At 43.6% G+C, this 12,544-nt stretch carries 7 protein-coding genes; 5 read left to right on the top strand and 2 right to left on the bottom strand.

Annotation, left to right across the window (positions count from 1 at the left end):
- The first annotated feature begins 51 nt into the window (after positions 1 to 51).
- On the top strand, positions 52 to 1,689 hold the full coding sequence (locus NSQ99_RS15580; RefSeq protein ID WP_340837657.1) for a response regulator: 1,638 nt from the start codon (positions 52 to 54) through the stop codon (positions 1,687 to 1,689).
- A 70-nt stretch (positions 1,690 to 1,759) separates the two neighbouring features.
- Here the strand turns inward: NSQ99_RS15580 and NSQ99_RS15575 are convergent, their stop codons facing one another.
- Both NSQ99_RS15575 and NSQ99_RS15570 read right to left on the bottom strand, forming a co-directional pair.
- Positions 1,760 to 2,797 (bottom strand): Gfo/Idh/MocA family protein, encoded by a 1,038-nt coding sequence (locus NSQ99_RS15575; RefSeq protein ID WP_340837655.1) that lies wholly within the window; start codon positions 2,795 to 2,797, stop codon positions 1,760 to 1,762.
- Positions 2,797 to 3,696: a sugar phosphate isomerase/epimerase family protein gene (locus tag NSQ99_RS15570; RefSeq protein WP_251666210.1), complete on the bottom strand. Its 900-nt coding sequence runs from the start codon at positions 3,694 to 3,696 to the stop codon at positions 2,797 to 2,799. Before NSQ99_RS15570 ends, NSQ99_RS15575 begins: the two co-directional genes overlap by 1 nt.
- A gap of 123 nt (positions 3,697 to 3,819) precedes the next feature.
- On the opposite strand from NSQ99_RS15570, the gene NSQ99_RS15565 reads away from it, so the two are divergent.
- The 4 genes from NSQ99_RS15565 (at position 3,820) to NSQ99_RS15550 (ending at position 12,496) form a co-directional block, all read left to right on the top strand.
- On the top strand, positions 3,820 to 4,707 hold the full coding sequence (locus NSQ99_RS15565; protein ID WP_251666209.1) for an AraC family transcriptional regulator: 888 nt from the start codon (positions 3,820 to 3,822) through the stop codon (positions 4,705 to 4,707).
- Positions 4,708 to 4,885: 178 nt separating this feature from the next.
- Positions 4,886 to 6,505 (top strand): extracellular solute-binding protein, encoded by a 1,620-nt coding sequence (locus tag NSQ99_RS15560; RefSeq protein ID WP_340837653.1) that lies wholly within the window; start codon positions 4,886 to 4,888, stop codon positions 6,503 to 6,505.
- Between the two features lie 20 nt (positions 6,506 to 6,525).
- The gene (locus NSQ99_RS15555; protein ID WP_340837652.1) at positions 6,526 to 8,268 is read left to right on the top strand and encodes a sensor histidine kinase; all 1,743 of its coding nucleotides are present in this window, start codon (positions 6,526 to 6,528) and stop codon (positions 8,266 to 8,268) included.
- A gap of 193 nt (positions 8,269 to 8,461) precedes the next feature.
- Complete coding sequence (locus tag NSQ99_RS15550) at positions 8,462 to 12,496, top strand: family 43 glycosylhydrolase (protein ID WP_340837651.1); 4,035 nt, start codon at positions 8,462 to 8,464, stop codon at positions 12,494 to 12,496.
- The last annotated feature ends 48 nt before the right edge of the window (positions 12,497 to 12,544 follow it).

Below are 12,544 nucleotides of genomic sequence, written 5' to 3'. Positions count from 1 at the left end.
TAGTCGAAAAATCATTAATGTCGTTCGAACTGGGCAGAAGGAGAAGATTCGATGTACAGATTGTTAATTGTTGATGACGAGGAAATTATTACTGAAGCGTTGTACGAAGTGCTGAGCCAGTCCATGCGAGAGGAGCTTGATATATGCAAAGCATTTTCTGCTAAGGAGGCATTGAGGTGGTTAGCACGGACTAGAGTCGATATTGTACTGACAGATATTCGAATGCCGGGCATGAGTGGCATTGAGCTAATGGAGGAAATTAAAACCTATTGGCCAAGGTGCAGAATTATTTTTTTAACTGGATATAGTGAGTTTGAATACGCCTATCAAGCAATCCAGAAAGCAAACATAAAATATTTACTGAAAACAGAGGGCTATGCAAAGGTTATTGAGACCGTACAAGAAGTAATGAGTGAAATTAATTATGACCATCATATTAACAATATACTAAAGCAATCAGAGGAGCAGAAGGCTTCCTTAATGCAGGTTGCTCAAGAGGATTATTTTAGACGTTGTCTCTTAGATCAAACGTTGCTGGATGATGCAGACAACATGCAATCGATGGCGAAGGATTTCTCGCGGATGAATATTGCACTTGATGCGACGAAGCCAACTGCTATTGTGCTTGCTCATTTATCCTATTCCTCTGATGCAGCCTATAGTGAAATAAGCGAAACGATTGCATCGGTTAAGCATATCTGGAACTCTTTCATGTCAGAACAAATACATAGCGTAGCGTTGGTCGACAGGTATGGTGACTTGCTTTGGTTTTTGCAAACATCGCCAGCTGCCGAAGAGAAGTTCAGCCAGCACATGATTCGTTATGTTGAAGGAACGCTAGAATTAATTCAACAAGCTTGCTACGATTCTCTTGGCATCGTTATCTCTTTCACGATGAGCAGTGAGAGATGTGCTTGGACACACGTCTCACAGCAATATGATCGATTGCGGCAGCTGCAAAAAATGAAGGTTGGAGAGGGAATCCCGTTAATACAGATTGATTACCCCGGAGGAGCTACATCGACTACGTGTCAGGAAGGCTTTCGGATTATGCCTAAGGTTGAAATCATGGGCGCGCATCTGGAGGCAGGCCGAGTACATGAGTTTATGCAAAGCTTTGCTGAGCTTGAAGACTATATTTTGTGCAAAAACGACAATGTGCATCGATCGGTAGAAGCGTACTATGCGGTGGCTCTCCTGCTGTTGTCCTATATAAACCGAAATCAACTTCACGAGCAGGTAGGAGAGGTTGGTAAATTAATGAGACTTGATGAGCACAGCTCGATTAAGGATAGCTTTCAATATATGCGTATATTGGCTGAGCGGATATTTGCCCATAAGCTGATCGATGAGCGTGATCGAGCATCATTAATCATTGATAAAATATGCAAATATATTCAGGAGCATTTAAGTGAGGATTTATCTCTTGTACGATTAGCAGAGCTGCATTACTTTAACCCTTCCTACCTATCTCGTTTCTTTAAGCAGGAACGCGGAGTGAAGCTGTCGGAGTATATTGAAGACTGCAGACTTAAAAAAGCAAAGGAGCTGCTTTCGAATGCGGATTTAAAGGTAAGGGATGTTGCCCTACTTGTCGGCTATGAAGCTGCCCATTCGTTTACTCGTTTTTTCAAAAAGTCTACGGGCATGACACCACAGGAATATCGTGATTCTATCATTGAGGTGTAACGTAAGAAAACCATACGTTTCGAGCGAATTGCTCTAAGGGCGTATGGTTTTCATTAGTCTATATGAAATTTTATTGCGTTAAGTAAGTACGAATATCAATCTTTTTACCTAGCCGAGCACTCTCTACTGCTGCTAAAACCATAGCCATGCTGTATAGATTATCGCTGCTGCTCGTTTCAGGAGCAGTGCCTTGACTAAGTGCGTCAAACATATTAGCAAGACAGCCCTGATGGAATGTCAACGGCATTTCTAACACACTGCTGCCTATTCTATCATACTCGTAAAGAAATTTTCCATGCTGAGCATCATCCTTAATGATCTCTGCGTAGGGCTCTTTATGTCCATCCCATATCGCTGTTCCTTTGTCTCCTACTACACGCCATGTAGCTTCCCATGAGGTTGGCGCACCTTCAGCACACCAGGAGCCGCGATAATCGAATACAGAGCCATCGGACATTTCAAATATACAGAGCGCCATTGCATTGCCGCTATACCACGATCCTTTTGGGGTAAATTCGTGACAGTATACGGAGACAGGATTCGCGCCCATAATAAACCTTGCCTGATCGAACGTATGGATGGCCATGTCTAGCAGAAGCGGGCTTTCCATCGCATCGCGAAATCCACCAAAGTGTGGAGCGAGAAAAAAGTCAGCGCTTGCAAAGCCTACTGTACCTATCGTGTTGTCTGTAATCATTTGTCTTAATGCGCGGATTCTTGGATCGAATCGGCGGTTTTGCATAACTGCATGCGTTCGTCCAAGCTGCTGTGCGAGCTGTACAAGCTCAACGCATTGCTCAAGAGACTCAGCAAGCGGCTTCTCGCTAAATACATCACAACCAAGCCTCATTGCTGTTGATGCTATGGAGTAATGGCTGGCAGGAATGGTGATGTCAAATACTAGGTTAGCACCGGTCGCCTCGATGGCAGCATCGATCGAAGTGAATACAGGACAACTCAGCTTTTTATTTTCTGCGAATCTAGCAGCGGCCTCAACCTGTATATCAACTAAGCCGACAATCTCGCTATCGGGTCTTGTCAAGGCATAATCAGCCCAAACATTTGCCATTTGACCGCAGCCTGCGATGATGATTTTATAGCTAGCCATTATAATCCCCCCTCAATAGGGTTTGGCACGAAGCTGCCGCCTCGGCATGATTTGAGATAGTTTAGCGCATGTACTTGACCTGTCATCTCCAGCTCATCCTTATACACAGGATCATGCCAGCCTTCGATATCAATTGAACCTTTATAGCCGTGCTGTCTTAATATAGTTATAATGTCGCTCCAATTGCTGTCGCCAAAGCCAGGTGTTCGGTGCCACACGTAAGGTTTAGGACCATGGACACCATACTCCTTGACAATGTCCCAAGCGATGGTCGCATCCTTGCCGTGGACGTGAAATACTTTATCTACCCATTTTCTTAATTGAGGAATTGGGTCGATCAAGCTAACCATCTGATGACATGGCTCCCATTCAAGACCAAGGTTGTCAGCTTGGACGCTATTAAACATCATCTCCCAAGCCGTTGGATTATGTGCGATATTCCAATCGCCTCGCTCCCATGTACCACCCATATCACAGTTCTCGAAGGCGATTCGGATGCCTTTATCTTCGGCTCGCTTAGCCAGCTCGCCAAACACTTGCTGGAATTTTGGAATAGATTCATCGATTGGTCGATCTGGTAATCGTCCTGTAAAGCCAGATACGATATTGGTGCCGAACAAATGGGCATGATCAATCAAGCGCTCCCAGCTCGCCAGCGTATCTGCATTGTTGCCGCTACCTGTCAGCGGGTTTCCGAATACGCTTATCGCAGAGATATCAAAGTTATGCTCATCTGCTAAAGCACGTAAGCGTGATGCTAGTTCCTTTAGATCAGTCTGACCCGTCGTTTGCCAGAAGGTTAAGTTAAACGATTCGAAGCCATGACCAACAATTTGTGGGATAATCTGCGGGGCACTGTTGCCGTTAACAAGTGTACCGATTTTAATCGCTTGTTCCATGCTTGTTATCACTCCAATATTGTCATATAGTATTGCTAGCAACACTATTATAGATCAGATATTACAAGGTTACGCTATTCAAAATTGGCGGAACTTTCTCTTATCTTGTGGAGGTGTAGTGCTGTGAGTTATCCAAAGGAGCTATGGGAGGATACGCATATGTCGCAGCCCGCGTATCCTATTCAACTGTTTCCTAATCGGCCAACGAACAAAAAAGCCGAGGACTGTGTGCTTTATTTGCATTGGCATGCACATATGGAGCTTATACTTGTAAGAGCAGGAAAGGTGCTATTTTACATAGATAGTCAGCCAATTGAAGCTGAGCAAGGAGATATTGTGTTTGTGCCAGGTGGCAGTCTGCATGTTGGCTATTCACAAGCTGATGAAGCCGTTGCAATGGACTGCGTCGTTTTTAATGCCGCTTTATTTCATGAATGGTTGAATGACTCGGTTCATGTTCAGCTATTAGCAAGGTATATGGAAGGGAAAGACAATTTCCCGTTGCTGCTTTCAGCAAGTGATCAATACGCCAGAGAGCTTCAGAATGAGCTGGATATTATCATAAGTGAGCTAGCTACTAAGCAAGCTGGCTACCAATTAATTGTGAAGGCTAAGCTGTATGCATGGCTTGTCAAGCTTGCACGCTTAAACAGCAAGTCATTATCAACGCAGGGACAAGAACCATATTTTGCGAATCGAGATCGATTCAAACAGCTTATTGATTGGGTCAAGCTTCATTATACTGAGAAGCCTACTGTGAAACAGGCAGCAAGTATGGTAGGACTTGATCCATTTTATTTTTGTAAGCAATTCAAAAAATTGACCGGCAGAACCTTTATCGAATATGTCAATGTATACCGAATGACAGAGGCTGAACGTATGCTTAAGTATAGTGAAGCCACCGTAGGAGAGATCGCGAACAGAGTAGGCTGTGATAATGCAGCTTATTTTACGAAGCTATACAAACAGTATATGGGCATGACGCCATCCGAGGCTAGAAAACAGCTTTGAATGACGTAAAGATTGGGTAAGGAAGTAAAGAAATGTACGTTGCCGCAAAGGTGACGTATCGCAATAATGAATGGATACTCTTATCTTGAAAGAGGGGAATCGCTTGCGAATATCCACGAAGAAAACAATTCGCTACGTTGCTGGAATACTGTTCATATTTATTTTACTGTCGTCATGTATGTCTCAGCGCACGAATAACGATGAAGCCGCATCCAATGAGCAAGGTCAGACGGCTGATATTCATGTATATGAGGATATAGGACTAAGCAAGTATGATCCACCTATCGAGGTTTCCTTCATTCGTGATGTAGGAGGAGATTTTGATAGCTTAATCAGCTCTCTTCCCGGCGAAACGCTTGAAAACAATAGATGGTCTCGACTATATAAGCAAATTCTTGGCATAGATATTACATATGCTTGGACAGCAAAAGATGATTTTTATCGACAAAAGCTAAACTATGCGATCTCTTCTGGACAGCTGCCCGACATTGTTAAGGTGTCTCCAGATCAGCTAAGAGCATTAAATAATGCTGGATTAATTCAGGATTTAACAGAAGTGTATGAGCAGTATGCAACGCCACTTACGAAGACTATTCTTAGTCAGGAAGGTAGTGGACCGTTCGATGCAGCAACCTTTGACGGCAGGCTAATGGCAATACCTGAGACAGGCTCTTCTATTGAAGGTGCGATGTATATATGGGTTAGAATGGATTGGCTTGAGCGGCTTGGACTGCAGTCTCCTCGAACGATGGAGGATATATTGAAGATTTCTAAAGCGTTTACAGAGCTTGATCCAGACCAGAACGGGGTGGATGATACCTTTGGCTTAGCGCTAACGAATTATTTGTGGGATCCCGTTATGGGAGCGAAAGGATTTATAGCAGGCTATCACGCATACCCTGAAATTTGGATAGAGGACGAGCATGGTCAGCTAGTTTACGGAGGAATACAGCCTGAAGTGAAAAATGCTTTAAAAGTGCTGCAGGAGATGTATATAAACGGGGAGCTTGACCCAGAATTTTCGTTCAAAAACGGCAATAAGGTTAAGCAACAAATTAGAGATGGGAAAATTGGCATCATGTATGGGGAACAGTGGGGTTCTTTTTTAGTTCAAAGCAGTCGAGAAACCGATGAAAATGCTGATTGGAAGGCATTTCCTATCGTTTCCGTAAATGAAGAGCCAGCAAAGGTACCACTTAAATTCAGTACATGGCAGTTTTTAGCTGTTCGTAAAGGCTTTGAATATCCCGAGGCGGTTGTAAAGCTATTCAACCTGCATCTCGAAAAAAACTGGGGGGTAACAGCGGACTTCGAGACGTACTATAGCTCACCTTATCCTGTTTGGCAGCTATCACCGGTGACGCCATACCCTGTGAAGAAAAACTTGAATGCCTATCGTCAATTAAATGATGCGCGTCGTTCAGGAGATTGGAGCATGCTGAACCCAGAAGCGAAATCGATCCAAAAGCTCATAGATACGTATTTGAATGGTGGTGCTAATAGCTCAGCAGGCTGGGGATGGGAAAAAACGTATGGGGAAGATAGTGCCTTTTCGATCCTTGATCAATACGAGCGAGACAATCTGCTGCTATATGAAAAATATACAGGGGTTCAAACGGAGACGATGATCGAAGCGAAAAGCATGCTGCATGATTTACAGCACGAAACCTATATTAATATTATTCTTGGTGATCCGATAGAGAGCTTCGATGCATTCGTCGATACATGGTATAAGCTAGGAGGCGCAGCCATTACGCAGGAAGTGAATGAATGGTATTCTCAAAGCTTTAGAGAATAAGACATGCGGAGGAATTCTATTTGATAAAATTTCCAGCAACCTCATTTAAAAACTCAATTTATTTTCGTTTATTAATTACGTATGTTATTGTGATTTTTCCAATTATATTACTCGGCTTTTACTTATATTATTGGAGCTATAATAATGCGAGTGAGGATATATCTAGAGCAACGGTCACGCAATTAAATTACTATCTTGAAGATCTCAATCGAGAAGTTGAATGGATGGAGCTGCAGCAGTTTGATTTTATTGAAGATAGTGAGCTAAATAAGCTTGCCGTGACCTGGGAGATGATGAGCAGCGTTGAGCTGAGATCAAGCCTTACGTATTTGCTGCATCGCCTGACCTCATTCAAAAACAGCAGTGCCTATATTAAAGATATCAATATTCATATCGGTAAGAATGGGAAAACGATCTCAGCTGTTCATTCTGTCTTAGATTTGGATATGAAGCATTATGAAGCGCTGCAATCGAAGATCAATTATAATCGCGAACGATTAACTTATTTTGATTCATCGATGCACTTGATAGCTGCCAAGTATGGAGGTAAAAAAGGACAAGCACCTTTATTCATTATTCAGATTGAATTTGACTTAGAGAAGCTAAGTGATTCGCTGAAACAAATGAATCTATACACAGACAGTGGTGCGTTCTTATATTCAAACACAACAGACTTTCGTCTAATGGATAGTGAGCAATCAAAGCCAATACTGCAAAGCTATCTCATGCAAACGAAGGAAGCAAGAGAAAAGACCTCGCTGCTTAATCATATTGGCATGAGATATCACATTGACAAAGCAAGCTCAGATAATTTGAATCTTACCGTTGTGACGTATTTACCTGAAGAAACAGTCAAGCGCCCACTAAATTTCTTTTATCAATGGGCATGGCTGTTTGCTCTTGCTTCATTTATAGCAATTATCGTTGTGTCTTATTTTACGTATCGCTTTATCCATAAGCCGCTGCTGCAATTTATGCAAAGCTTTCGGCGTATGGAGGAGGGGGAACTCGATAGTACGATCGAGCATGATAAGAAGGATGAGTTCGGCTATCTGTATACACGCTTCAATCAAATGCTCGTAAAGCTGAAAACATTAATTGATCAGGACTATAAGCAAAAAATGATGATGCAGCGTTCTGAGCTCAAACAGCTCCAGTCTCAAATTAACCCGCACTTTCTATACAATAGCTTCTTTATTCTAAATTCATTGGCTAAGACTGGAGATGTAGATCGGATCGAGCAGTTTACAATTATGCTGGGTGAATACTTCCGTTTCATTACACGTAACAGCGATGATCTCGTCCCAATGTCAGAGGAGACGAAGCATTCTAGAGTGTATACAGAAATTCAAGAGCTTCGTTTTTCCCGTCGTATTCAAGTGCAATTTGATGAACTGCCAGATGAAATCGCTAGTATAAAGGTGCCACGACTTATCATTCAGCCTTTAATTGAAAATGCGTATGAGCATAGTCTGGAGAATAAGGATGAGGATGGACGATTGCGCGTTACCTTTACTAGGGAGAATGATGATGTTTTCATTAGAATAGAGGATAATGGGGAGCATTTATCCGATGAAAAGCTAGAGCAGCTGAAGCTCAGTCTTAAGCACATCGATGAATCAAGTGAGATGACTGGAATTATTAATATTCACCGTCGTCTTGTGCTGACCTTTGGTGAAGCAAGCGGCTTGAAGCTTGAACGAAGCGAATTGGGTGGACTTCAAGTGACCATTCATATTCAATTGAATCAGTTGGAGCATTAGGTTAATGGCGTAGCAGCATTGTGCTGCACGCCATTTTTTATACTTTTTATACCCAATAAAGCTTACTTGATTTGTCCGCAATCTATAACTTGAAGGGTACTTCCACATCAGTTTGACAGGTTGTAGCTGGCAATTGTAAACGTTACCCTATTGAAGTATAGACATTAATTGGTACAGGGGGGCGATTCAATTTGTGAGCGTTAATAAAAAGAAAATAATTGTGGGCGCCTTATTGATTGTTGCTGTTTTGATGGCAATATTCATCGTGCGATCTCTTGGGAAAACGGAGCTTCCTGCAGTTAACGACGGACAATCACTTGAGCATGAAGGAGCAGCCGTTTCTAATCCAATCATGTTGACTGACGCACCTGATCCGGATGTCGTGCGAGTAGAGGATACCTATTACATGGTAAGCACTAGCATGCATATGATGCCTGGCTCACCGATCATGAAGTCAACGGATCTTGTCCATTGGGAGATTATTGGCTATCCTTATGACCGTTTAGAGGAAAATGATGCACACAACCTAAGGAATGGTATGAATATATACGGGAAAGGCTCGTGGGCTAACAGTCTGAAGGTCTATAACGGTAAATTTTATGTGCTAACGGCATCGCTCGATTCCGGGAAGACGTACTTATTCTCTACTGAAGACCCAAGCGGTGATTGGGAACGTACTGAATTTAATGAGTATTTACATGACCCCGCCTTGTTTTTTGATGACGATGGCAAGGCTTATATTATTTATGGGGTCGAGGACTTTTCGATTAAGGAGCTCACTGCAGATTACAAGGCGATCAATCCTAACGGGCTTAATCAAGTGATATTAACATCAGGTCAACCAGGCATGGAAGGTGCACATGTCTATAAAATTAACGGTAAATATTATATTACCGCGATCTGGTGGGAGCAAGGACAGATTAGAAGGCAGTATATTTACCGCTCTGACCAAATTAATGGTCCCTATGAAGGGAGATTGGCATTAAGCGATACGATGGGCTATAAGCAAAACGGTGTAGCCCAAGGTGGACTCGTTGATACACCAGATGGCAGTTGGTACGCTATGCTGTTTCAGGACCATGATGCAGTAGGTAGAGTGCCTGTTCTTGTTCCAGTGAAATGGGAGGATGACTGGCCTATCTATGGAGAGGATGGCATAGTGCCACTCACATTCACTGCACCGGGCAAGAGTGATATGTCGACAGCGTTAACGAGAAGCGATGAGTTTCTGCAGCTGTTAGCTGAAGAGAATGCAACGAGCGATCAATCGCTTGGACCAGCTTCGAGGTTATCATCTGGAATCGAGATAGCTGCAAACGGTTCATTTAACTCCAGTATTGCGGACTGGAGCGGCAAGGATCAAGCAAAAATCGAGGTAATCATTGATCCAGATTCGAGCGATAACAACATTGCATTGATTTCTAACCGCCGTGCGACCTACGCAGGCATCGAGCAGAACTTCACGAAGAGGATTGAACCTGGTGAGCGCTACACGGCAAGCTTCAAAGTTAAATATACGGATGGGCCTGACAATAAAGAGTTTATACTGACTGCAAGAAAAGTGAGTGCTGGCGAAACAAGCTATCAAAACCTAGTACGCGGCACAGTAAACAAAAATGAATGGACCGAGATCACAGGCAGTTTTACACTGGAGGATGATCCTGCATTTGTATACTTGTTTATAGAGACACCATGGACTGAGGCACCGTCTCAAGAGCTGGATCTTATGGACTTTTATGTAGACGATGTTTCTATTACCTCTAACCCTGTTTCGACAGCTGAACTCGCGGAAAGCATGCCTAACGGCTCCAAGCTTGGCCTGCAATGGCAATGGAATCATAATCCTGATCATACACGCTGGTCGCTAACTGAGCGTCAAGGCTTTTTGCGGCTGACTACGGGCAATCCCGTAACCAATATTATGGAGGCTCGTAATACGTTGACGCAGCGCGCGGTTGGAGCATATAGCTCGGGCTGGATATCAGTAGATACGAGTCACATGCTCGATGGCGATTATGCTGGTCTAGCTGCCTTCCAGGAGGAATACGGCTTTATTGGCGTGACGCAGGAAGCGGGTAAGCAATATCTCGTTATGGTTGATAAAGGGGAAGAAATTGCAAGAGAGGCATTACAGCAGCAGCAGGTCTATCTAAAGGTTGACTTTGATTTTATGATCGATCAAGCTACCTTTTTCTATAGCTATAACGGCAGACAATGGACGGAATTTGGCAAGAAGCTAAAGATGAGCTACACGATTCCGCACTTTATGGGTTATCGCTTTGCCCTATTCAACTTTGCTACACAGCAGGCTGGTGGCTACGTTGATTTTGATTTCTTCAGATTTAGTTCAGAAGCAACGGGTGCGGAGACACCGTACCAGCTGTCAGCTTACTTAAAGGAAAGTAAGCTTGCGATCAGCAAGGATAAGGAAAGCGGCTATGAGCTCAAGCTGCTGCTTGATGATTGGCCAGCTGAGCTAGCTATCGAACGTATAGAAGCAGAGCTAATTGTCTCAGAATTGTTCGAGGTACAGGATGCGCAGCTGAATGAAGCTAACCTACCTCTTGCAGCCCTGACCTTAGAGCGGTCAGAGAAAGGAATCAAGCTTCAAATCGCTCATATAGGCTCAACAGAGCCGCTATACGTTAATCAAGATGGAAGCAAGCATGTTGCAACGATAAGCTTAAAACTTACAGAGGAGCTGAATGGAATGAAAAACGAGGAAATTAAAGTAGAGAGTGTAAAGCTAGTTGGTGGAGAGGGTAAGAGCATCGAGGCAGATGTAAGCGGGGCGGTAACGAAAGCTGTCTATACACCGCCAGCTACTGCGATTGGTAAAGAACTAGGCAATCATAATCCACTAGTTACGTACAGATTTGGAGCAGATCCATATGCATTGGTGTATGAGGATCGTGTTTATCTTTATATGACGAATGATGTGCTGGAATACGATGAAAGTGGCAATGTGAAGGACAATACGTACAGCTCAATTAATAAGCTAGGTGTTATCTCTTCCGATGATTTAGTCAATTGGACGGATCATGGTGAGATTCATGTTGCAGGAGGCGAGGGTGCTGCCAAATGGGCAACGCAATCATGGGCGCCTGCCGCTGTGCATAAAGTAATCGATGGAGAAGATAAGTTCTTTTTATACTTCGCTAATAACGCTAGCAATATTGGTGTATTAACAAGTGATAGCCCGACTGGACCGTGGGTAGATCCGATCGGTAAACCGTTAATTACAAGACAAACACCAGGTGTTGCGGATGTAACGTGGCTTTTCGACCCAGCAGTATTTGTAGATGATGATGGCCAAGGCTATATTTACTTTGGCGGCGGTGTGCCGCAGGGCCAAGATGCGATGCCTAATACGGCAAGAGTGATGAAGCTTGGGGATGATATGATCAGCGTCGTTGGTGAAGCTGATGTTATTCCTGCTCCATATATGTTCGAAAACTCAGGCATTAACAAGGTAGGGAATAAATACTACTATACGTATTGCACGAACTTCTATAGCGGCACACGTGAGCCAGGAAGTCCGCCGGCTGGCGAGATTGCTCACATGGTTAGCGACTCACCGATGGGGCCTTGGACTTATGCCGGGACTATTTTGAAAAACCCTGTACATTTCTTCAACGTTGGGGGCAACAACCACCACGTAATCTTCGAGTTCCATGATCGCCATTATATTGCCTATCACGCTCAAACGCTGTCTAAGGCAATGGGAGTGGAGAAAGGCTATCGCTCGACGCATTTGAACGAGGTTGTGTTTAATGATGACAGCATTCAGACAATTACAGCAGATTATAAAGGCGTTCCACAAATCAAGCCGCTTAACCCTTACGTACGTGTAGAAGCTGAAACGATTGGCTGGAATGCAGGGATTAAGACAGCGGCTAATGATAGCGCAGCTAGCGGAAGAGCAGTAACGGACATTGATGATGGAGATTGGATTGGTATATCCAATGTAGACTTTGGTAGCGAGGGCGCTACATCCTTCACAGCTTCCGTAGCAGCGGGCAGCATGTCTTCCATTATAGAGCTTCGTCTGGGAGATCCAGAAGGCAAGCTGATTGGTGAGCTTGCTGTACCAGCTAACGGAGAAGCAGGCTTCGTCGAGCTGACAACGGCAATCGAAAAGGTACAAGGCGAGCATCATCTATTCCTAGTATTCAGAGGCGCAGCTGGCAGCAAGCTGATGGAGCTAGACTACTGGACATTCAATTAACTGTTATTATAGAGTAACAATGCAAAACCCTCCCTACTTTTGGTCAAG

Origin of the sequence: Paenibacillus sp. FSL W7-1287 (genome assembly GCF_038004245.1) — a bacterium.
Classification (GTDB): domain Bacteria; phylum Bacillota; class Bacilli; order Paenibacillales; family Paenibacillaceae; genus Pristimantibacillus; species Pristimantibacillus camelliae.
Note: the sequence above shows the minus strand (reverse complement) of the source record. Positions and strands in the feature narration are given on the sequence as shown.